At 59.4% G+C, this 22,737-nt stretch carries 19 protein-coding genes and 1 pseudogene; 15 read left to right on the forward strand and 5 right to left on the reverse strand.

The genetic code is table 11. The annotated features are described in order from the left end of the window. The first annotated feature begins 12 nt into the window (after positions 1-12). From AO240_RS10535 to AO240_RS10565, 7 genes are all read left to right on the forward strand, one after another. The gene (locus AO240_RS10535) at positions 13-1,320 is read left to right on the forward strand and encodes an extracellular solute-binding protein (protein ID WP_099236485.1); all 1,308 of its coding nucleotides are present in this window, start codon (positions 13-15) and stop codon (positions 1,318-1,320) included. Continuing rightward, positions 1,317-2,213: a carbohydrate ABC transporter permease gene (locus AO240_RS10540; protein ID WP_099236486.1), complete on the forward strand. Its 897-nt coding sequence runs from the start codon at positions 1,317-1,319 to the stop codon at positions 2,211-2,213. The genes AO240_RS10535 and AO240_RS10540 overlap by 4 nt, the downstream gene beginning before the upstream one ends. Continuing rightward, positions 2,206-3,099, forward strand: coding sequence for an ABC transporter permease subunit (locus AO240_RS10545; protein WP_099236487.1), 894 nt, complete (start codon positions 2,206-2,208; stop codon positions 3,097-3,099). Before AO240_RS10540 ends, AO240_RS10545 begins: the two co-directional genes overlap by 8 nt. After that, positions 3,096-4,187 carry an ABC transporter ATP-binding protein gene (locus AO240_RS10550; protein ID WP_099236488.1) on the forward strand — a complete coding sequence of 364 codons (1,092 nt, stop codon included), beginning with the start codon at positions 3,096-3,098 and terminating at the stop codon, positions 4,185-4,187. The genes AO240_RS10545 and AO240_RS10550 overlap by 4 nt, the downstream gene beginning before the upstream one ends. A gap of 26 nt (positions 4,188-4,213) precedes the next feature. After that, a complete protein-coding gene (locus AO240_RS10555; protein WP_099236489.1) occupies positions 4,214-4,975 on the forward strand; it encodes a glycerophosphodiester phosphodiesterase family protein in 762 nt (253 codons plus the stop codon). Continuing rightward, positions 4,975-5,742, forward strand: coding sequence for an inositol monophosphatase family protein (locus AO240_RS10560; protein WP_058412580.1), 768 nt, complete (start codon positions 4,975-4,977; stop codon positions 5,740-5,742). The genes AO240_RS10555 and AO240_RS10560 overlap by 1 nt, the downstream gene beginning before the upstream one ends. Before the next feature lie 95 nt (positions 5,743-5,837). After that, positions 5,838-6,962, forward strand: a complete 1,125-nt coding sequence (locus tag AO240_RS10565; protein ID WP_099236490.1) for an ROK family transcriptional regulator — start codon at positions 5,838-5,840, stop codon at positions 6,960-6,962. 102 nt (positions 6,963-7,064) lie between these two features. Here AO240_RS10565 and AO240_RS10570 read toward each other — a convergent pair whose 3' ends face one another. Then, positions 7,065-9,353 (reverse strand): TonB-dependent receptor domain-containing protein, encoded by a 2,289-nt coding sequence (locus AO240_RS10570; RefSeq protein WP_099236491.1) that lies wholly within the window; start codon positions 9,351-9,353, stop codon positions 7,065-7,067. A gap of 268 nt (positions 9,354-9,621) precedes the next feature. On the opposite strand from AO240_RS10570, the gene AO240_RS10575 reads away from it, so the two are divergent. Together AO240_RS10575 and AO240_RS10580 are read left to right on the forward strand one after the other, a co-directional pair. Then, a complete protein-coding gene (locus AO240_RS10575; RefSeq protein WP_099236492.1) occupies positions 9,622-10,563 on the forward strand; it encodes a phosphotransferase in 942 nt (313 codons plus the stop codon). Between the two features lie 73 nt (positions 10,564-10,636). Next, positions 10,637-12,076, forward strand: a complete 1,440-nt coding sequence (locus AO240_RS10580; protein ID WP_099236493.1) for a glycosyltransferase family 39 protein — start codon at positions 10,637-10,639, stop codon at positions 12,074-12,076. Between the two features lie 15 nt (positions 12,077-12,091). Here the strand turns inward: AO240_RS10580 and AO240_RS10585 are convergent, their stop codons facing one another. Continuing rightward, on the reverse strand, positions 12,092-12,580 hold the full coding sequence (locus AO240_RS10585; RefSeq protein WP_058415393.1) for a TIGR00645 family protein: 489 nt from the start codon (positions 12,578-12,580) through the stop codon (positions 12,092-12,094). A gap of 176 nt (positions 12,581-12,756) precedes the next feature. On the opposite strand from AO240_RS10585, the gene AO240_RS10590 reads away from it, so the two are divergent. Beyond that, a complete protein-coding gene (locus tag AO240_RS10590) occupies positions 12,757-14,580 on the forward strand; it encodes a hypothetical protein (RefSeq protein ID WP_099236494.1) in 1,824 nt (607 codons plus the stop codon). A gap of 76 nt (positions 14,581-14,656) precedes the next feature. Here the strand turns inward: AO240_RS10590 and AO240_RS10595 are convergent, their stop codons facing one another. Continuing rightward, positions 14,657-14,986: a hypothetical protein gene (locus AO240_RS10595; protein WP_099236495.1), complete on the reverse strand. Its 330-nt coding sequence runs from the start codon at positions 14,984-14,986 to the stop codon at positions 14,657-14,659. 350 nt (positions 14,987-15,336) lie between these two features. Continuing rightward, entirely contained in the window at positions 15,337-17,775 is a 2,439-nt protein-coding gene (locus AO240_RS10600; protein WP_058415390.1) for a Lon protease family protein, read from the reverse strand. A gap of 269 nt (positions 17,776-18,044) precedes the next feature. On the opposite strand from AO240_RS10600, the gene AO240_RS10605 reads away from it, so the two are divergent. Further along, complete coding sequence (locus tag AO240_RS10605; RefSeq protein WP_017139294.1) at positions 18,045-18,533, forward strand: DUF3015 domain-containing protein; 489 nt, start codon at positions 18,045-18,047, stop codon at positions 18,531-18,533. 91 nt (positions 18,534-18,624) lie between these two features. Then, positions 18,625-20,478 (forward strand): DUF4105 domain-containing protein, encoded by a 1,854-nt coding sequence (locus AO240_RS10610; protein ID WP_099236496.1) that lies wholly within the window; start codon positions 18,625-18,627, stop codon positions 20,476-20,478. Between the two features lie 159 nt (positions 20,479-20,637). Here the strand turns inward: AO240_RS10610 and AO240_RS10615 are convergent, their stop codons facing one another. After that, on the reverse strand, positions 20,638-20,928 hold the full coding sequence (locus AO240_RS10615; protein ID WP_099236497.1) for a DUF3077 domain-containing protein: 291 nt from the start codon (positions 20,926-20,928) through the stop codon (positions 20,638-20,640). Positions 20,929-21,355: 427 nt separating this feature from the next. Between AO240_RS10615 and AO240_RS10620 the strand changes: the two genes are divergently transcribed. The 3 genes and pseudogenes from AO240_RS10620 to AO240_RS29310 all read left to right on the forward strand — a co-directional run. Continuing rightward, positions 21,356-21,712, forward strand: coding sequence for a hypothetical protein (locus tag AO240_RS10620; protein ID WP_099236498.1), 357 nt, complete (start codon positions 21,356-21,358; stop codon positions 21,710-21,712). 58 nt (positions 21,713-21,770) lie between these two features. Next, the gene (locus AO240_RS10625) at positions 21,771-22,268 is read left to right on the forward strand and encodes a GreA/GreB family elongation factor (RefSeq protein ID WP_099236499.1); all 498 of its coding nucleotides are present in this window, start codon (positions 21,771-21,773) and stop codon (positions 22,266-22,268) included. A gap of 108 nt (positions 22,269-22,376) precedes the next feature. Then, a pseudogene (locus AO240_RS29310) lies at positions 22,377-22,454 on the forward strand (transcription elongation factor GreAB); the annotation flags it as partial. Positions 22,455-22,737 lie beyond the last annotated feature (283 nt).

The following is a 22,737-nucleotide window of genomic DNA, read 5'->3' on the forward strand; positions in this document are numbered from 1 at the left end:
CGGTTATAGACCATGCGTTTTAGAACAGTTTTAGCGGCTGCGATACTGACGGCAGCGGGTGCAGGCTCGGCAGGCCCCGCCGATGCCGGCGTCGAATTCTGGTATGGGCATACCGGTGCTGCCAGTGCGGCAATCCAGGCCCTGTGCGAGCGCTTCAACTCGACTCACGCAGAGTTGCTGCCAATGCACTGCATTGCTCAGGGCTCCTATGAGCAGAACCTGCAAAAAACCGTGGCAGCCTACCGCTCGGGTAAAGCCCCGGCGTTGGTTGAAATCTACGATGTGGCCACGCCGGAAATGCTCAACAGCGCGGCGGTTCTGAGCCTGGAAGAGTTCCTGCAAACATGGCACAAAGTGCCTCAAGACCGGTTGTTGCCCGACGTGGCCGCGTACTACAGCAATGCCGATGGCAAGCTCTGGGCGCAGCCGTTTGCGACGTCCACGGCGGTGCTCTACAGCCATGCCGATCAGCTCGCGGCGGCGGGAATCACCCAAGCGCCGGATACGTGGGAAGCCTTCGGCGCGGCCCTGGTCGCCCTGAAAGCGCATGGTAGCAAATGCCCCTCGGTCACAGATTTTGGCCCCTGGGTGTGGCTCGAACAAAGCAGCGCCGTGATGGGCGCGCCCTTGCTGAGTAAAGACGCCACGCAGTGGGTATTCGATCAAGGCCTGCACCTGCGCCTCATGCAATCGGTTGCGCAGTGGATGGCCGATGGTTTGCTGATTGATCAGGCCGCCACCCGCAGCGGCGGCCAGGAGCTGGCGTTCGCGTCCGGCGACTGCGCGCTGCTGGTGGGCTCGACCGGCGCGTCGAAGCTGATCTACAGCGCTGATTCCGGTGACGTGAACGCCAATTTTTTACCGGTATTCGCTGGTCAGCAACGCGCCGCGTCGCTCCCTGGTGGGGCGGCATTGTGGGTGTTGCGTGGGCAAAGTGAGGCTCAATACCAGACCGTTGCCGAGTTTCTGATGTTTCTGCGAGAGGCGTCGGTACAGACGCTGTTCAGCCAGGCAACCGGTTATTTGCCGGTCACACAGGGCGCTGCCGCTGCCGCCCTTGCGCAACTGCCTGCCAGCAATGCAACCGTGGTCGGCCTTAATGCCTTGGCGCTAGGTCATGAAGCAAAGGCATTCGAAGTACGCCCAGGGTTTACCACCTTGCTGCGACTCGCCTGGCAGCAGCAGGTATGGAGCGCACTCGCCCGGCAGAAACCGATGGCAGATGCATTGCACGAGGCCGCGCATAAGGGCGACGCATTGCTGCGCTTGTTCGAGAACACCTACGGCCCCAGCGCGACAAATAAAGGCGTCAAAACATGAGCCATAACGCGCAGTTCTCCCAGCGCTTCTTGCCGTTGCTTCTCGCATTCCCGCAATTGCTGGCGGTTCTACTGTTCTTCTATTGGCCGACCGTGCAGGCGTTCTGGTGGTCGTTTCATTATGTGCAGCCGTTTGGCGGCAGCGAAATCTTCGCAGGGCTGGCCAACTACGTCAGGGTGCTTAACGACCCGAGCGTGCTCTCATCGCTGGGCACAACCTTGATCTTCAGCCTGTTCAGCACATTGCTCGCCCTGGCTATGGCGCTGGTGCTGGCCGCCTGCCTGCAACTGAGAGTTCGCGGCTACAAGATTTTCAGCAATGTGCTGATCTGGCCCTATGCGGTGTCGGGGGCAACGCTGGGGATCATCTTCCAGGTGCTGGCCAACCCGATCTTCGGCCCGCTGGCATGGATCAATCACTGGGTGCCCGAAGCCTGGGCGCCGTCTGCCAAAGGCTGGCAGGCGATGACGCTGTTGGTGTTTGCCTACGCCTGGTGCCAGTTGCCCTTCAACATCGTGATGATCGTCGCCAGCTTGCAGTCGGTGCCCGAGGATTGCCTGGCGGCGGCGGCACTTGATGGCGCAAGCCCATGGCAGCGGTTGCGTGACATCCAACTGCCGATGGTCGCGCCTTATCTGTTCTTCGTGTTCGTGGTTGGGCTGCTGGACAGCCTGTCCAACAGCTTTGGCCTGGTCGAGCGACTGACGCACGGCGGGCCGGGCAATGCCACCGAAATCCTCGCGTTCAAGATTTATCAGGATGGTTTTGTCGGCATTGATCTGGCCGGCTCTTCAACCTTGTCGGTGCTGATGCTGGTTGTAGTAGTCGTGCTCAGTGTCACTCAGTACCGCTACCTGTCTTGGCGCAATCGCCGGAGAGAAAACCATGGTTGAACGTCACCCGCTCTCGACCGCACTGGGCTACGTCCTGCTGCTGCTGGGCACTGTGTTTGCGCTCGGCCCGCTGTACCTGGCGCTGTGCGCGGCGTCGGTGAGCAACGAGCAAATTCTTGCGCACGGCATGCCCTGGCTGCCAGGCAGCCAGTTGTTCGTCAACGTGGGCGAGGTGCTGCACACACTCGACGTGGTCACGTTGATGGGCAACAGCCTGATCGTGACGGGCATGGTGGTGGTCGGCAAATTGGCGTTATCGGCATTGACCGCATTTGCCGTGGTGTACTTCAAGACGCCGTTCAAATCGCTGATTTTTGTGGCGGTACTCGGCACCCTGCTGTTACCGGTGGAGGTGCGGATTATCCCGACCTACGCGGTCGCAGGCGATGTGCTGGGGCCACTGCGCGCACTGCTCGACCTGCTCGGGATCGCGGCGATCCCGGTGCCGCACATCAACTTGCTCGACACGTATCCGGGGCTTGCGCTGCCATTGATCGCGTCGGCGACCGGCACGTTTTTGTTCCGCCAGTTCTATCAAACGCTGCCGTCCGATCTGGTAGAGGCAGCCCGCCTGGATGGCGCGAGCCCCTGGCGTTTTTTCGTCGACATTCTGCTGCCGCTGTCGAAAACCAATTTCGCGGCGCTCGGCACGCTGGTGTTCATTTCGGCCTGGAAGGACTACCTCTGGCCATTGGTGGCCACCAACCGCACCAGCATGCGCACGCTGGTACTCGGCGCCGCCAATTTTGCGCCCGCCGATGCCACTCAACTTCCACAGTGGTCGCTGCTGATGGCCGCCACTTTGCTCAGTCTGATTCCGCCCATTCTGGTCATCGCTGTGATGCAGCGCTGGTTCGTGAAAGGGCTTGTAGGGGTAGGTAAATGACTCGGTCTACAGTCGACAGCGCAGCGCCAGCCATTCGTGTCAGCGGGCTGTCAAGGCGCTACAGCAAGCACGGCCCAGCGATTCTTGATGGGCTGGAGGTGGAGTTCCCCGCCGGGCAGTTCAGCGTCATCCTCGGCCCGTCGGGGTGCGGCAAGTCAACCCTGTTGCGGTTGGTCGCCGGCCTCGACAGCCCGGATGCGGGCAGCATTCATATCGGCAGTGTCGACGTTACCCGGCGCCCGCCCAACGAGCGCCAGTGCGCCATGGTGTTCCAGAACTATGCGCTGTACCCGCACATGACGGTCGAAGACAACCTCGGCTACGGGCTGAAACTGTCGGGGGTTGGCCGCGAAGAACGCTCAGCGCGTGTGCAGGCCATCGGCAGCACGCTTGGGCTGCACGCCTTGCTGGCCAGAAAGCCCGGGCAATTGTCTGGCGGCCAGCGCCAACGCGTCGCCATTGGCCGGGCGCTGGTGCGTAACCCGCCGGTGCTGCTGTTCGATGAGCCGCTGTGCAACCTCGACAGCGGCCTTCGCCAAGAGATGCGCGCAGAGTTGCGGCGCATTCACCAGGACACCGGCGCCACCGTGCTGTACGTGACGCATGACCAGACCGAGGCGATGACCCTGGCTGACCGCGTCGTTGTGCTCAACAAGGGCCGGGTAGAACAGATCGACACGCCCCACGCGCTCTATAAACGCCCGGATTCTACGGTAGTTGCGCGCTTTTTTGGCGCCACGCCGATGAACCTGATCGAGGTGGCGTGCAGCCCTGAAGGCCTGTTGATTTTGGGCGACGGCCAAGTCCTGCCGTTCAGGTCCCCGGCCACTGTCGCAACCCCTCGCCCGCTGGTGCTGGGGGTGCGCGCAGAACACCTGAAAGTCGCCGCCACGGGCGTGACCGCCACTGTCAACGCGGTGGAGGACTTGGGCAGCCACCGCGTCATTCATTGCCGGGTCGCGGGGCAGCCGGTGCTGGTCAGTCACTCGGAGTCACCGGCAGTGCACGCTGGCGCAACCGTCAGCCTGTGGTTCCTGGCCGACGAAGCCCTGCTGTTCGACGGCGCCAGCGGTCAACGAATTTCCTGATCTTCCATTGAGGATGACGTTTACACATGAACGATAAAACACGCGTGGTTCAAAGCAACTTGATTGCGCACCGTGGCGCGAGTGCGTTCGCCCCGGAAAATACGCTCACGGCCATCGAAATCGCTGCGCGGATGGGCGCGCAATGGGTCGAGATTGACGTCAAGCTCACGCGCGATGGCGCCCTTGTAGTCATCCATGACGACACCCTGGATCGCACCACCTCCGGGCGCGGTGCAGTAGTGCTCAACACGCTCGAACAGATTCGCTCACTGGACGCTGGCCAATGGTTCTCCAACACCTACGCCGGCGTGACTGTGCCCACCTTCGAAGAAGTGGTCGACACCGCGATTTGCCTCGGGCTGGGCCTGCAGGTGGAGCTCAAGCCGACCATCGGTGATGACCTGGAAACCGCTGAGGCGGTGATTCCGTTATTGCGCCAGAAATGGCCGCTCGGCCCTCACCGGCTGTTCGTGTCGAGCTTTTCGACGCGCGCGCTCGGCAAGGCGCGGGCGCTGTGGGAAGAGGTTCCGCTGTGCCTGGCCAGCCTGGTTGCGCCGGCTGATCCGGCCGCGCTGCTGGCGGAATATGACTGCCAGATCCTGCATGTGGTTGACCCGTTTCTGGATGAGGGCCATCTGAGGCGTCTGCGCGACAGCGAAGTCGAGTTTGCCGTGGCGACGGTCAATGACCCACAGCGTGCGCGCTATCTGTTAAGCCGTGGCGCCCAATCGGTGCTGACCGATTATCCCAACCTGTTGGACATCAACGTACGTCAGGGAGCTATCTGATGAGTCTGGAGTATCGGCTGCACGTCACTGAACGCCTGGCCGCCAGCGCCGCGAACATTGCGCTGGGCTACTTCCACAACCTCGCTTCGCTGTCGGTGATGGTCAAGCATCCTCAAGACCTGGTGTCATGTGCCGACCTGGAGGTCGAGAACCATCTGCGCGCGCAACTCACGCGCGAGTTTCCAGGCGAAGCGTTACTCGGCGAAGAACTGGGCGGTGACCTGCAGGGGCGTGACTGGGTGATCGACCCGATCGATGGCACCGCCAACTTCGTCAGCGGGTCGCCGTTGTGGGGCATTTCGATTGCCTATGTCGAAGGCGACGAGTCGCTGGTGGGGGCCGTCGCCTACCCCGCGCTGGGTTACACGCTGAGCGCCGCCAAGGGCTTTGGGCTGCGCAAGAACGGCGTGTATACCGCGCGAACCGCGCAGTGCGAGGGACTGAAAGTAGCCGCCATTGGCGAGAACCGGCACTGGCGCCCGGAACACATCGGCGCCATGGAATTGCAGTTTCGCCAAGCCGGCTGGGGCGTTGCAGGTTATCGCTGCGCGACCATCGGCCTGGGTTTCGCAGCACTCGGCTACACAAGCGGCTACGTGGAACGCTACACCAGCGTGTGGGATATCGCCGCCGGGCGTTTGCTCTGCAGCGAAGCAGGCCTGAGCATTTCGACCCAAGGGCTTGCCGTACCCTTCGGGCTCACACTCGTGGCGGGCACCCAACCACTGTGTGACTTGGCCCACACTGTTCTGTCGGCGCCCGCATGAAAATTTTATGAATTCGACCCCCTGCGCCATCAGAGGCTTTAGACTGCCGCGCTAGCGCAAAATCTACTCATTGCACAGTTGAAGCCGACACACTCATGGACGCAGAACACCTTCTACAGCGCGATTACCACCCCAGCCTGAACGAGCGCAAAATTCTCGATATTTTGCGGCGCAGCGGTGGAATCACCCGAGCCGCCGTGTCGGCAGAAATGGACCTGGCGCAACAATCCGTGCACCGCATCATCGAAGACTTGATCAGCCGGGGTTTTATTCGCACGGGTCAAGCCGTGAAGAACGGCCGCGGTCAACCGAGCCTGCGCCTGGAACTCGCCAACGAGGCGGTTTATGTACTGGGCATCTCCATCAATACGGATTCGGCGGTGGTGTGCATCGCCGACTTTGCGTGCAACGTGCTGGAAGAAGTCACGCTGCGCACCCCGCCGCTGAGCTTGAATTCGACGCTGGATGCACTCGGCAAAGTCATTGACCGCATGCTCCTGCGCAATGGGCTAAGCCGCGATCATCTGCTGGGTGTCGGCGTGGCGATTGCCGGCTACTTTATCGACGAGGGCCGCGTCAACGCCCCCGAGCCGCTGCAAGACTGGTCACTGATCGACCTGCGCCCGCTGCTGGAACAGGCGCTTGATATGCCGGTGTGGTTGAAGAACAACGCCACCACCGGGGCGATTGGCGAAAGCCTTATCGGCGTAGGCGCCTGGGCGAGCAATTTCGTGTACCTGTCGTTCAATTATGGCTTCGGCACCGGCATCGTCATCGACGGCAAGCCGTACTTCGGCAGCAATGGCAATGCGGGCGAAGTCATGCTGTACACCCACGATGAAGTCGAGCGGCGCCCTGCGCTGCGCTACTTGATGGATGCGCTGCACAAGCAGGCTATTCAGATCGACTCCATCGAAGACCTGCGCAACCGGTTCGACATCCACTGGCCGGGTGTCGATGAGTGGGTCGAGCATGTACGGCCAGGGCTGGATCGTTTGATCAATACCCTGACCGGCTTGTTCGACCCGCAAGCCATCGTATTCGGCGGGCAGGTGCCTGCCGAACTCGGGCGGCGACTGATCGACAATGTGAGCTTCTGGGGCTCACCGCGCTATGGAACGCCCGCGCCCCGGCCCAAGCTGTTACTGACCGAAAGCAACGGTGATGCCGCCGCCATTGGTGCTGCATTGATCCCGTTGAAAGAGCGCTTTTTTCTCTAGCCCGCTAGGCGCTGCGGTGCCTGGTGCACGCTCGCTTCAATAGCCAAAAAAAGCCCCCAACGCGCGAAGGCGATTGGGGGCTTTTTTACGCGGGCAGTTGAATCAAAACCGCGTCGAGAGTGTAACGAAGGCGCTGCGCGGCGTTCCCACTTGCAGTATTTGCAAGTCTCCGTTCGGGTCGGCGGCCGCACTGGCATCGGTGTTCAGCGTTGAGATGTAGCGTTTGTCGAACAGGTTGATCGCGTTCAATGACACCGACGTGTCCTTCAGCCCCGCGAATGCACCCAAGTCGTACGCCATGCTCGCATTGGCCAGCCAGTAAGCGGGCACGCTCTGGTCATTGGTGTAAGTGTAATAACGCTTGGCCATGTAACTCCCCTGCAGGCCCGCGCTCCAGTGGTTCCAGTTCCAGTCCACGCTGCTGGAGTACATGATTTTGGGGGTATCGACGACCGTTTTACCTTTTACATTCACCGTCTGCCCGTTGCTGGTGTAGTTGTCATCGTAAGTACTGTGGTTGTACGAGAGCGAGTTGGACCAGCGCCAATGTTCGTCAGGCATTAATGCAAAGGCGAACTCGGCGCCTCGGCTGGTCACCGAGCCCACGTTGGCCACGCCATTGGCGCAGATCACGATACCGGTGCAGTTGGCGATAGCGATCAGGCGGTTGTCGAACTGGGTGTTATAGGCTGTGGCCGAGGCAATGTAGTGTTGGGTCGTGCGTCGAACACCCACTTCAACCGTCTTCGAGGTTTCCGGCTTCAGGCCATGAAAGCCGTTGAGCGCGTCTACCGTTGTCTGGGTATTGCTGAAGGGGCTGTAGGCGCCGGACGGGAACGCCGACATGTTCTCCGAGTAAGAAGCAAACACCTCGTCCTGGTCATCCAACTTGTACGTCGCGCCCATCTGAGGCAGGAAGTGATCACTGGCTTGCAACGATCCGCTGGCGTAGCCGCCCGCCTTGCCTACCGCGGTGGTGTTGGTCACGCTGCTTTTGGCGCCGAACTCAAGTTTTAAGCGGTCGTCCATTAACGTGTAGGTATCGCGCAAATAGAACTGACGCGTCAGGTCGTTGTACGACTGATCGAATACGGTGGCCGACACTGCGTAATCATTGGTGGTGACGATATGGTTCTGTGGCGAGTGGCCGGTGGTGTCGTAGATGTAGCGGCTTATATCGTTCTTGTTGGACTGGATCCAGAACCCGCCCTCTATCTCATGCTGGCCGAGGAACCAGGTGAATGAGGTCTGAAAGCCACTTCGGTCGATCCCGTATTTAGTGCTGCGCAACGAGTTGGCGGGCACTATTGTGGTCCCGGTATTGTAGGTGAACGGGTAGTACGAGTTGCCATAACCGGAGTTATGGTGATGGTAAACGGTGGTATCCAGCACAAGGTTATCCGACAGGCTGAAATTGCCGTTCAGAATATCCAGCTCGTCGTAGCGCAAGCTGCTGGCGTTGTAGACACCCTCTGAAGCGCTTTTGACGCCGCCGCTATAGATGCCGTTGGCGGCATTCACCGCACGGGTCCAGTCGGGCGTGTAATAGGTGTATTTGTAACCCAGCCGGTCCAACATGCCCTTGGACAGCGACAGCAGGTTGGCCTCTTCATGGTCCGAGGTGCTGTGGAAGAAGCTGACGCGGTTATCGCCGAACTTATACACAACCTTGGCGTTGATCGCGTCGGACTTCTGCGGGTTGTCATTGCCCTTCCAGGCGTCAGCGTCGTATTTTTCACCCGAGACATACGCCGACAAGCCGTTGTACTCACCGGTATCAACACGCAAAAGCGTACGATTAGTGGCGTAGCTGCCGAGGGTCTGCGACAACCGCCCACCGAACTCTTTATCCGGGTCGGCGGTGGTTAGCTGGATGGTCCCGCCCAAGTCGCTGTTCGACGCGGTGCCCAACGAACCGATACCCGCGGCAACCACCGTAGAACCGACGTTTTCCGGGATCACCGCGCGCGAGATGCTCAGCCCGTTGTAGTTGCCGAAACTCATATTGCCCAGCGTTACGCCGTCCAGGGTGTAGCCCAAGTGGTGCATATCGAAACCGCGCAAACTTATGCGCTGGCTGCCCTCTTCACGCCCTAACGGGTCGCCGGACTGGAAGTTCACGCCCGACATGCTCTGCAAGGTTTTCAACGGGTTGGTGCCTGCGGCGTAGCGTTTTACGGTGGTTTCATCAACACGCTGAACCTGGCGCGTTTCGCCTTGGCCGATCACGGACACCGTGCCAAGGGTGGGCGCTGCTGTCGAGGCGGGGGCATCGGTGCTGTCTGCCGCCTGGGCCATCGCACTGACGAGTCCAAGCGCGCAAAACGGCACCCAGAATTTGACGGCTACCTGCAAGCGAGCGGGCTTGCATGGAGTGTATTTCGTGCTCATCGACAGCCTTCCTCAGAAAGTAGAAGTACCAACGTGTTTGCCTTGGGCGGTGTGTGCGGACCGGTATCCGCTGGGGAGGCATATTAATACACTTATTGTGTAGTAATTATTACCGGCGCTGTGACCGCAAAGGTGAGGCGTAGCTTCCTGGCAGGCCTGGTTTTTGGACGAGGGCTAGCCGAACGCGATAAACGTGGTTTACTTTTGGTCGAGAGTGTCGTTAAGGGGCAAGCGCGTGTGCAGATTAAATTCGCTCGAAGCAGACCTGATGCGCGTCATACAGAACAACTTCCCTATCACCGTCGCCGCGGTAGAGATCATTACCAAAGGCGTAAACTACACAGTCAGAGTGACTAGCAATACGACGTACTACTTAAAAATATTTTCCCCTTCAAGAAGCCCGGCCGACCTCTCGTTTGAGTTGTCCGTGATGGATACCCTCAGGGCGAATAATATCGGCGTAGCAACGGTCGTCCGCTCACGTCAAGGCGCGGCCTGCGTTGCAATCAAACTGGCTGGCGAGACCAGACTGGCTATCTTGTATAACAATGTTGGCGGTCGACCTTTAACAAACAACAGCGCTGATATATTTTCATATACGAGCACACTTGCCGAACTGCACAACCTGCCAACCACTGAGATTTCGCAGCGTGCCCCGCGCATTCTGTGCTTGGAAAAAGAATGCAGCAGAATCCAGAAAAGCCTGAAAAGCACCTCGGCTATACCTGCGCCTATGCGTTCAAAAATTGCCCGCAACTGCCGTTTAATTCAGGACCAGGCTTTACACGACTGTGCAGTGTTGTGCCATGGCGACGCCTGGCTAGGCAATGCTAAATACGCAGACGGGCGCGTTTATTTTATTGACTTTGAAGACGCCCTGTTTGCAAACAGAAATTTCGACTTGGGCGCGATGGCCTATTCACTCACGGCCAGAGATTGCAACATCAATCCATGCATTCATTGGTTATTGAAGGGCTACAACAGTCGCTCCGCCACTAGCGCGACGTTAAACACCATCAAACCATATATTCAATTACGCTCACTCGCGGTGTGTTGCTTCCTGCTTGAGCACACACGTATGGACGAGCAACTTATACCTACGCTATTGAACCGTGTTGAATACTTCATGGGCGATAAGTTCGAGGCTGACATTGAGTGTTTGCGCGCAAATGAGCCCTGCAGAAACCCACATCCGTTCACGAAATATTAAGAATCGCCTACCTATACTAGCCGATTGCCTAGGCCGTTCCCCCGAGCGGTCTCTTGCCTCGGTAGCCAGAACCATGATGCGTCCCGCTCCTCTGCTGTTCCTTCTCGCTGGTGTGTTGTTCTTTTTTGCGCTGGGTAGCCATCAACTGCAAGGCTCCACCGAAGCCCGCGTCGCCGGGATTGCCATGGCCATGCACTTGGACAATGACTGGGTGATCCCGCGTTTGTTTGGTGAGCCCTTCCTGGAAAAACCACCGCTGAGCCTATGGCTGGACGCCGGCGCCATTCGCCTGTTTGGCGCCACTACCTGGGCCGTGCGCCTGGCGTCGGCGTTTGCCGGGCTGTTCAGTGTGATGCTGTTTTACGCAATGCTGCGCACCTTCGGGCGGCCGAAGACGCTGGCGTTCTGCGCATCGTTGATGCTGGCGACCATGGCCAGTTACTGGGGTAATGTGCGCGGTGTGGGTGAAGACTCGCTGCTCAGCCTGGGCGTGACCACGGCGCTGCTGGCGTTCTATCAGGCCGTACGGCCCGAGTCTGAGCGCCAAGGCTCCAATGCTTGGGCGTGGGCGTTGTTTACCGCAGGCATGGCCATCGCCACCTTGAGCAAAGGTGTGCTGGGCCTGGCGATGCCGGGCATTGTGATTTTTGTGTACCTAGCCTGCACCAGCGTGATGGATAAACGCGTGCGCCTCGGCGACTGGCTCAAGCCCGCCGTGTTCACCTTGCTGGCACTGGCGCCGCTGCTGATCTGGCTGGGCTTTCTGTTTGAGCGCGGCGGCCTGCAGGCTGTTGCCGAAGTGTTGTGGACCAACAGCGTCGGGCGCTTCAGCGGCTCGTTTGTAGAAGCGGGGCATTACGAGCCCTTCTATTACTACCTGCTGAAACTGCCGGAAGCCTTTCTGCCGTGGAACATTCTGGTGTACTTGGGCCTGTGGCACTTCCGCAAAAGCCTGGTGCGTAACCGCTACCGGCTGTTCTTCAGTGTATGGCTGGTGGCGCAATTCACCCTACTGACCCTGGCCTCAAGCAAGCGCGTGGTGTACTTGATGGCAATGACGCCCGCCGCCGCCGTGCTCGCCGCGGAATATGCGGGGGTGCTTTTGGCGTGGTTCAAGGCGCACAAACCGGCGCTGTACCGCTACCACCGCGGCGCAATCGTCGGCGTGTTCGCCCTGGCAATCCTCAGCTACATGACGGCCGCGTTCTGGTTTGCCCCCAAAGCCGACAAGCGTGAGTCGTTCGTGCCAGTGATCAGCCAGGCCAAAACCTTTCAAACCGAAGGCAGAGACGTGGTGATGTACCGCCCCAACGAGCGTATAGCCGGGGCCAGCGTGTTTTACCTGCAGGCGCATTTGCCGATGCTGCAAAACGAAGCTGAGTTGCGCAGTTTTCTCAGCGCCAGGCCCGGCAACGTCGCGCTGCTGGATAACACTGAGCAACTGAGTGAGAAGGTCAGCGTGATCAAACAGATGGCAATCGGTCGCCAGCCTTACTACTTCGTCGAGCAGTAAGGCCGGCGCAAGGCATCAGTGCTTGGTCAGCTTGTCGAGGTAACCCATGGCAAACGCCGAGACCACGAAGGTCATGTGGATGATCACGTACCACATCAAATGCTGCGGATCGACGTTCTTGGCGTCCATGAAGATACGCAGCAGGTGAATCGAGGAAATCGCCACGATGGACGCCGCCACTTTCATCTTCAACGACGAAGAATCCATGGTGCCCAGCCAGTTGAGCTTTTCTTTGCTCTCATCGATGTCCAGTTGCGAGACGAAGTTCTCGTAGCCGGAAATCATCACCATCACCAGCAAGCCGCCGACCAGTGCCATGTCGATCAACGACAGCAGCACCAGGATCAGTTCCGACTCGGCCATCGAGAACACACTCGGCAGCAGGTGAATCACTTCCTGAAAGAATTTAAGCGCCAGCGCCAGCAACCCCAGGGACAAGCCGAAATAGATCGGCGCCAGCAGCCAACGCGAGGCGTACATAGCATTTTCGATAAAGCGTTCCATTGGAATCTCACACAGCGAGGCTAAAAAAGGCCGCGAGTATACCAGCCGCCACGAAACACCTGTAACCGCTACCTTTAACCTGCATAAAACTGACTTTTCCGGCATCTGTAAGGTTTTTTTTCTGCTAGTGTCGAAGCCATCACATCAGCTCGATGCTGTTGAACAGGAAGACCCAGATGACGGATGTGCGATCCCCTTTGGCCGGTATCGGCCTGTGCGCGGTGTTGCTGATGGTCAGCGGCTGCTCGCCCAAAGAAGAGCAGAAACAGGCAACCCTTCAAGAGAAAACCGCGAAGTTCGAACAGTCGCTCGACGCCATACAAGACCCCAAGCTCAGAGACGCCATCGCCGACCTCGGCGGCTCGCTGCTGTTGTTGGAACGGGCGCAGGCCCGGCTGGCGACCAAGCCTGTCGAAGCCGAATACGGCGAAGACAGCCTGGCCTTGCTCAAGCACTACCCTACGCCGCAAGCCTTGGTCGACACGTACATCAACGGCCTGTTCGTACTGCGCAAACCCTCGCACTCCGACTACCTGACCGATTTGCAGCCGGTGTTCCCGTTCAGCTTCAACACACCCGACCAATTCCCGTTTCCGCATGGGCTGGAATGGCAGTCGGTGACGTTGAGCAACAACAAAGTGATCCCGTTCCAGCCGGAATGGTCGGAAACCGACCCGGGTATTCAACTGAGCCCGAGCAGCTCCAACCTGACCAACCCCGATGACCTGACGGTGACCTACCCGTTCATCGAAGGTGTCGAGACCGAGAACAAGAGCCAACCGCAGCCCGTCAGCCTCAAGGGCGCGGTTGAAGTGGTTGCGCCGGGCAGAGTGCTGACGTTCGACCTGTCGAAAAAAGACGTGGGCCACACACGCACCGAGGGCAATATCACCCTCAAGTTGCTGCTGCTTGAGAAAAATTACGCCGAAATCGAGCTGACCAACAGCGAGCCGCTGGCGCCGGAAGTCGGCGACGAGTCGCCCAACCCCTTGCTGGTGCAGGCACGCGACAGCACCGGGCAATTTCTGACCCGTTCAGGCTCAATTAACGAAAACGCCGCACAAGTAGCGTTTTACCAGAAACAATTGGCCGACATGCAGAAGCAGACCGCCTGGTCGGAGGCGTTTGAAAAGCAACTCAGCGACGAGCAAAAAGCCTTTGAGCACACGCAAAGCAGCCATTACGCCAAGGTGTATTTCAATGGCCTGATCGACACCCTGCAGGTCGACGTACTGGACTTTTCCAAGGCCACGCTGACCCACAAGGACCTCGACCTGCCGGTGCTGCGTTTCGACAAGAACAGCTTGCAAAACACCGTACAAGCCCTGCCGATGCCGGTCACGGTGTACGACGACGGCGCCGCCAGTTGGCTCAAAGACGCTGCGATGACCGAGGAACAGCTGAAAAAAAGCGTGACCATCAGCCAGTCGACCGAAGACGCCAGCGCCGCGAAAATCGTGTTCGACCACCCCTTTACCTTCAATGACGACTTGGTGGGCGCCGAGCGCAACAACAGCGATGCGCCTATCACGTTCTTCACGGCGGACGACAAGGGCCAACGCGGTGAGCCTATCGAGCTGCCGGCCGAGGCCTTTGAGTTGAACGCTGCCAGTGGCACGCTCACGTACGACCTCAACTTGTTCCCGGAAAACCCCGCCTTTGTGGTGGGCTCGGTGCCGTTGTTTCTGGCCACCATCGACAAAGCCACTGTTGACGTGAGCAAGCTGCCCAAAGGCCTGTCGCTGAAGGACAACGCGCTGATCGTCGATCAAAAAGACTTCCCCGCCGACAGTTGGCGCTTCTACGCCAAAGACGCCAGCGGCAACTACCTCAAAGAAATCCTTGGCGTTAGCCATCGCGCCGAGGAATACGGCACGGCGCTGTTTGATGTGCATTATTTTTACGGCCAGCCGAGCAGCCTGGAGAGTTACCAGCGTACCGACCTGGATACCGTGCAATACGGTTTTGAGGTGAAGCTGGACAAGCCTGAAAGCAAATAACGCGCAGGCTATGGCGGCAGAGGGACGCGGAGCGCCCAGGGCGGCATTCCCACGCAGAACGTGGGTACGACGTTTTTCAGTGGTGGGTGTCGCTGAGCGCTGGCGAGCGCGCGCGGTTGAGGCGCCGCAGATGTGCCTGCAGGTGCAGGCACCAGATCTGCGGGTCGTCGGCTTGCGCATAACCGTGTTGGGTCAGGTTATCGACGATTGACTCAAGCATGCTTTCTGCGCCGATAGGCCCATGAAACGGGCCTTGGGACTTGATCGCGGAAGGCTGTTCGCCGGTCATTCCGGCGGCGAATAACAGGGTCCACAGCCCGTTATCCCCCGCGAGAGGGCGAATGCAGCATTCGATACGGGTGACCAGGCCCAGGCACTGGCGGGTAAGGCAAAGGTTGCGCGGCACGGCGGCGACCCTCGGTAAGCTGGCTCTAGCCTTTAAACAAAGAATAGGGGAAAACTTCGACAAGCCAAGGCCGCAGGGACCAACGGGCGTCGGCCCCTGTGGTGATAGGCAATTTGTGGTGATTGGGCGTGTTGTGGCGAGCGGGCTTGCTCGCGTTGGGGTGCGAAGCAGCCCCAAAACAGGCGACTCAACACCCCTGATGTACCGAGTGGTATCTGAGAGGGGCGGCTTCGCCACCCAGCGCGAGCAAGCCCGCTCGCCACAGGAAGCCCGCTCGCCACAGAAGCCCGCTTCCCACAGAAAGCCCGCTTGCCACAACAAACCAACCGCAGCAAGCAGGCCTGCCGGTGTCAGCTTGGCTGGGCTTGCGCCAGCGCCTGTTGCGCCAGCTCCTTTTCGGCTTCTTTCAGGTCTTCCTCACTGATCATCTCGGCAATCGCGCGCAAACGCTCTACCACGCGGGCGTTCACGGTACCCTCCGGGAACTGCCCTTCGGCGTCCGGCTCACCGGCAGGCTCACCCACCAACAGGCTCAACGCCTCATCCGCCTGACGCACGGCGTAGATGTGGAACTGCCCGTCGCGAACCGCCTGCAGCACCTTCTCGTCGAGCATCAACGTGTTGACGTTGGCTTGCGGAATGATCGCCCCTTGCTCGCCGGTCAACCCGCGTGCTTCGCACAGGCGGAAGAAGCCTTCGATCTTCTCGTTAACCCCGCCCACCGCCTGCACTTCACCAAACTGGTTGATCGAACCGGTGATGGCAAAACACTGCTTGAGCGGCGTCTTCGACAGCGCCGAAATCAACGTGCACGCTTCGCCCAACGACGCACTGTCACCGTCCACGTAACCGTAGGACTGCTCCAGCGCGATGCTCGCCGAAATCGCCAGCGGGAATTCCTGGGCATAGCGGCTGCCCAGGTAACCGGTGAGGATCATCACGCCCTTGGAGTGAATCGGCTGGCCGAGGTTAACTTCCCGTTCGATGTCGACAATGCCGCTGCCGCCCGGGTACACCGTGGCGGAAATTCGCGCCGGCACACCAAACGCCGAATCACCGACCTCCAGCACCGTCAGCCCGTTGCACTTGCCCACGGCCGCACCGGCGGTGTCGATGAGGATGACGCCGGCGAGCATGTCGTCGAGAATCCGCGCCGATACACGCCCGGTGCGCGTGGCCTTGGCCTTCAGCGCGCGCTCGATATGCCCGGCGTCAGTCATCTCGTCGCCGGCCAGGTGGCGAATAAAGTCCGCCTCGCTGACAAGTTGGAACAAGTCGCCAATGCGCGCCGACAAACGGCCCTGATGTTCCGCCAGGCGTGCGCTGTACGTTGCCAACCGCGCCACCGCGTCCGAGGTCAGCGGCGCCATGCCTTCTTCCGAAGTACGGGTTTTGAGCAACTGGGCGAACTGCTCCAGGCTTTCGTCGACCATCGGGATGTCTTCGTCAAAATCCACCAGTACGCGGAACATCTCCTGGAAGTCCGGATCGGCGTCTTGCAACGCGTAGTAAAGCTGGCGCGAGCCGATGATGATGACCTTGACCTGCAACGCAATCATCTGCGGGTTGAGGGTCACAGTGGCCAAACGGCCCAGCTCGCCCAATGGCGATTCCATCTTCAATTTGCGCGACTGCAACGAGCGCTTGAGGGCATCCCACACAAACGGCTCGCTGAGCATTTTTTCGGCTTCAAGAATCAGAAAACCGCCGTTGGCACGGTGCAAAGCGCCGGGGCGCAACTGGCGATACGTGGTGTACAGCGCGCCCTGGTCGGTGCTGTATTCGATACGGCCGAACAAGTTGTCGTAGGTCGGGTGCGGCTCAAACACCACCGGCGCGCCGCCGTTGACCGGGTGGCCTACCACCAGGCTCGGGCAGTATTGCTCTTCCAGCAACTTGCGCGCCTGCGCGTCGGTCTTGGCGTCGTCCACCAGTTGCTCGACCACGGTTTTGAGCAGATACACCTGCATGGCTTGCAGATAGCCGCAAACACCGGCGTTTTCTGCGTACTTTTCCGACAGCGGCGCCAACAAAGGTTGCAGGGCCAGGGTGATGGTTTCTTCGTTGAACTGGCGCAATTGGTTGTTCGACTCACGTTTCCACTGCGGCAGGCTCGCCAGTTCTTCGTTGAGGCGTTCCTCCAGCTCGGAAATGTCGCTGTGGAAGCGCTCGCGATCGGCCTCCGGCAGTTGCGAAAACTCCGCTTCGTCCAGCGCCTTGCCCTCAAGCATCGGGGTGAAGGCGATATTGGAGCTGTCGCGGTACAGCGCCACGTCTTTTTCCAGGGCCAGGCGCTCGATCACGTCCAGGGCCTTGTCGTAGCGCTGGTTGAAGGCGCGGTCGATGGCGCTTTTGCGTTGTTGATACGTCGGGTGTTCAAACACCGCCGGGAAGGTCGCGACCAGGTTGTCGACCAAACCGTTGATGTCGGCGATGAAGGCCGCCGCGCAGCCGCCTGGCAATTCCAGGGCGCGCGGTTCACGCGGCTCATCAAAATTATTCACGTAGACCCAGTCCGACGGGGTCTGCAGGCGCTTACCTTCGGCTTTCAAGTAGCGTTTAACGAACGAAAAGCGGCCGGTACCGGGCTCGCCCATCACAAACACGTTGTAACCGGGGCGTGGCATGGCCACACCGAACTGCAAGGCTTCAACCGCACGTTCCTGGCCAAGCACACCGCGAAAGGGCTCCAAATCATTGGTGGTCGAGAAGCTGAACTGTTCAGCGGAAAAAGGGCGAGTCAGCGCTTCGGGCGCTAGACGCAAGCTGGCAGCAACAGGATCAGGCATCGGGCTTCCTTACATCAGGCGGGGCAGATAACGGCATTCTGGCTCCCGGTCACGCGCTCTGGCAAGGCGCGCTTTTTGGTAAAGCGCAGACACGGCATGCGTCCTACAAAAAAATCGCGATAACACTGATTGTTTTATAAAAAATAACGGAACCCAAGGAACCTGCCTAAACTCCAAATTGCGCGGGCTGGACTAATAACCGGCTCCTAGGGCGCTGCAACGCGCCTGAACCCCTTGTCCATTGGTTTGCACACTAAGAGAACAAAGCTATGAAACGGATCCTTCTTGGTACTCTCTTCACCGTTGTCTCCCTCAATGCAATGGCAGAATCACCAGGTGGCCCGAACTGCGGTTGGGGCAACATGTTGTTCGAAGGCCAGCGCGGCACTCCGGCTCACTTCCTCGCTTCCACCACCAACGGCACCTCGGGTAACGCCACCTTCGGCATGACCTCTGGCACCAACGGTTGCAGCACCAACAGCGCACTGACCTACGGCGGCAAGTCCTGGATTGCTATGAATGGCATGATGAACGAGCTGTCCGAAGACATGGCCAAAGGCAATGGCGAAGCGCTGACCACCTACGCCGTGGTACTGGGCGTTGCACCGGAAGATCGCGAGCACTTTGCTGCTGTGACTCACGAGCACTTCCAGCAAATCTTCAGCAAAGCTGACGTGACGGCTGATGACGTGCACAACAACACCCTGGCAGTACTGAAAAGTGACACCCGCCTGGCGAAATACGCTACTCAGGCTTAAGCTCGACCCGCCCGCGCCCTCCAGGGCGCGGGTTTCATTTTTGGGCCCGCCTCCCCTTTGGGTCTCACTTTTTCCGACTTAAGTTGCCCCTATGCTCAAACGCTTCGCCTGGTTGGCACTCCTCGGCTGCGCCCCGCTGTATGCGGCCCCGCAAATTGATGATCAACGTTTGCAGCAATTGGCCAACGAGCCGTTCTGGCTGTCTTTGGGCCATTACGAAGCCGGCAAAATAAGTGGCTGGCGCAGCTATGTCAGCGACAAGAAGTTTTTCCTCGCCGCCGAGGGCGCTCACCATCCGGACGCCGAACTCAAGGCCACCGTTGAAGCGCTATACGCTCCGGTCACCCAAGGCGAAAAACACGCCCAATGCGTCTACCCCGCACGTACCCGCTGGCTCAAGGATCAGTTACACCTGACCGATTTGCCCGCCGTGGACTGCAAAGAATTCAAGCAATGGTTCAAGGACGTCGCGCCGCACAGCGCGGTGATGATCTTCCCGGCGGCCTACCTCAATAGCCCGTCGTCGATGTTCGGCCACACACTGCTGCGCATCGACCAGGCCGACGTGCAAAGCAACAAGACCGCCCTGCTCAGCTACGCGATCAACTTTGGTGCCTACATCGAGGGCTCCGACAACAGCATTCTTTACGCCTGGAAAGGCCTGATGGGTGGCTATCCTGGCCTGTTTGCGCTGGTGCCTTACCAGGAAAAACTCTCGGAATACCGCAGCCTCGAAAACCGTGACCTGTGGGAATACCGCCTTAACCTCACGCAGGTCGAGACCGAGCGCATGGTTGAGCACGTGTGGGAGCTGAAGCAGATCCAGTTCGATTATTTCTTCTTCGACGAAAACTGCTCCTACCGCCTGCTGGAACTGCTGCAAGTGGCCCGGCCCAGCCTGCGCTTGACTGAGCAATTCCCGCTGACCGCGATTCCGACCGACACGGTAAAAGCGGTGAAAGAAGCCGGTTTGGTCGAGAAGATTGATTACCGCCCTTCGCGTGAGCGCGAATTGTTGGAGCGCGCCAAACCGCTGCAAAATGATGAACAACAGTGGGTGCTTAAAATCAGCGATGACCAGAAGCAATTGCAGGAGCCCGCTTTCAAAGCGCTGCCCCGCGAGCGTCAGGCGCTGATTATCGATGCGGCTTACCGCCTCGGCCGCTACCGCGCCAATGGCCTGGAGCGCGACACCGAACGCTCCCAGCGCAGCTTCGAACTGCTGCGCGCGATCAACCAGAACCCCGCGCCCGACCTCAAGATTGAACAGCCCGGCCTGCCCGAGAACGGCCACGAGTCACGCACCTGGCAAGCCGGTATCGGCACGCGTGGCGACAAAGCCTTCGGCGAATACGGCCTGCGCATGGCCTACCACGACCTCAACGACAACGCCGAAGGCTTCCCGCTGGGCGCGCAGATCGAAATTCTGCAAATGAAACTGCGCCAGTACGAAGGCAATCAGTGGCAATTGCAGCAACTGGACCTCGCGACCATTCGCTCGCTGACGCCGCGCAACGCCCTGCTGCAACCCTGGTCATGGCAAGTCACCGGCGGTTTGGAGCGCGTACCGGGCAAACACGACGACGAAACCCTGGTGGCCCACGTCAACGGCGGCGCCGGCGGCACCTGGCAACTGACCGACGACATGCTCGGCTTCGCCCTCGGCACCGTGCGCGTGGAACACAACAACGACTTCAGCGAAGCCATCTCCCCTGCCGCCGGGTTTAACACCGGCGTGCTGTGGAAAAACCCACTGGGCAATTTGAGTCTGGAGGCCAAGGGTGACTTCTTCACCAATGGCGAAGTACGCCGCAGTGTCAGCCTGAACCAGCAGTGGGAATTGTCGCGCAACCTCGGATTACGTCTAAGCGCCCAGCGCGAATACAGCCACCTTTCGACGCCAGTGAATGAAGTGATGCTCGAAGTGAAGTGGTATCACTACTAACCCGCTAGATCGTTCCCACGCTCCGCGTGGGCATGCATCCTGTGACGCTCCGCGTCACGCACTCAAAGCGGACGCAGAGCGTCCAGGGCAGCATTCCCACGCAGAGCGTGGGAACGATCGGAGCAGCCAACGTATTCCAATTGAGGGGGTTGGTTGGCTTTATTTTGCGGGGGTCATTGCTTGGGTCAGGTCATCGACTACTGCTTTGCCCATCTCGCATAAAAAATGCGCCGCCCAGGCATATTGTTCGCCGCGTACGTCCATGGCAGCTTCCATGGCGAGTTTCTTGGAGTAGTAAAGCAGCGTGGAGGCGTGTTCCAGGGCTTCGCCGATGGGCATGCCCGAATTGACTCGGAACAGTGGTTTTTGATTTTCGCCGTAGTCGCCGAAGGTAACGACGCCGAGGGTGGTGATTGAAGCCAGAGGTGGATCGGGAACGAGTTTGGTCATGGTGTTTCTCTTAGGTTAGGAAGAAGAAACTGCCAGACATGTCGCTAAACATGAAAAGGTGGCAGCTGTACGCGGGTTAGCGAACCGGTAACCTAGAAACCCGGTAGACCCAAAGGTCTCCCGCGCACAGCCGCCATAACACGATAAGGCAGACAAAAAATGCCAGCCAAAATAGTTGCGGAGGTCGTATCTACGTTTCTCGGGTCGCTAAACCCAATCGCTGTTTTGCAGCGACCCGAGGAGGCTAGACACTCAAACCCTACGGCGCAATAGCCCAGCGATTCTCTAGGAAACGTCCTGCAAGTTAAAGGGAATCGTCGCTGATGGCGCTTTAACCCAACACATTTCTCACTCCCCTTTCACACCGCTCCAACAAATCCTTATCTAGACTCCCCGTATAAGCCGTGAAACGGCCAGGGAGTACGCCATGTGGCGGTATGCGGTAATGCTGTGTGCGGTGGTGTGGTTGTCGGGTTGCCAGTCAACCCATCAGGATTTGCTGGCCAAAGGTTACCCACCGGCGTTTGCCGATGGTTTTGATGATGGCTGTAGCAGCGGTCGCCAGGCCGCTGGGGTAATTACCGGCGAGTTTCGCAAGAACGTGCCGCGTTATCTGCAAGACCGCGTATACGCCGAAGGCTGGGAAGATGGCTTTCGCCAGTGCAAAGCCATGCGCGAAAACGAAACGTTGCGTGACTACAAAGACAATCACTGGGACGACCGTGAGCGTGCCTGGCAGCATGAAAAAGACCGCGACGCCGGCAGGGCTTATCGCTCGCAATAACATTCATCGAAACTAAAGCGCGGCGCACGTGGCCCAAACTCCATAGAAGGAGTACGTCATGAGCCGAGCTTTTGTAAATGAAGACAACGCCGCCGCCCAAGCCGATCAGCCGGTGGAGCGTCAGGTCAGCGAGCAACCCAACCACCTGACCGCGCAAGGGTTGGCGCAGCTGCAGGCCAGGGTTGCGCAGTTGCAGCAGGCGCACAGCGCCGAATCCGCCAAGGGTGAGCAGGCCGACAAGCAGCGCCAGGCTGATCTTGAGCGGGATTTACGCTACTTCAACCAGCGCGTGCAAAGTGCGCAGGTGGTGGCGCCCGCCACATCCACCGACAAGGTGCAGATCGGCAGCTGGATCACCTTCGCCAATGAACAGGATGAGCAGCAGCGCATTCAGTTGGTCGGTGAAGATCAGGCCGATGCCGGCGCGGGCCTGATCAATTGGGGTTCACCGCTGGGCCGCGCGTTGCTGGGTGCGGAGATCGGCGACGAGGTGCTGTGGAAACGCCCCGTCGGCGATCAGTTGATCGAAGTGCTGAGTGTAGAACCCGAGGCATAGCGACCAACTGTGGGAGCGGGCTTGCTCGCGATGCAGGCACCTCGGACCATCAGGTACACCGGGTTGATGCCATCGCGAGCAAGCCCGCTCCCACAGGTCTCGCTGAAGATCGGCGACGAGGTGCTGTGGAAACGCCCCGTCGGCGATCAGTTGATCGAAGTGCTGCGTGTAGAACCCGAGGCATAGCGACCAACTGTGGGAGCGGGCTTGCTCGCGATGCAGGCACCTCGGACCATCAGGTACACCGGGTTGATGCCATCGCGAGCAAGCCCGCTCACACAGGTCTCGCTGAAGATTGGCGACGAGGTGCTGTGGAAACGCCCCGTCGGCGACCAGTTGATCGAAGTGCTGAGTGTAGAACCCCAGGATTAACGACCAACTGTGGGAGCGGGCTTGCTCGCGATGCAGGCACCTCGGACCATCAGGTACACCGGGTTGATGCCATCGCGAGCAAGCCCGCTCCCACAGG

This window comes from Pseudomonas sp. ICMP 460 (genome assembly GCF_002723595.1).
GTDB lineage: Bacteria > Pseudomonadota > Gammaproteobacteria > Pseudomonadales > Pseudomonadaceae > Aquipseudomonas > Aquipseudomonas kitaguniensis.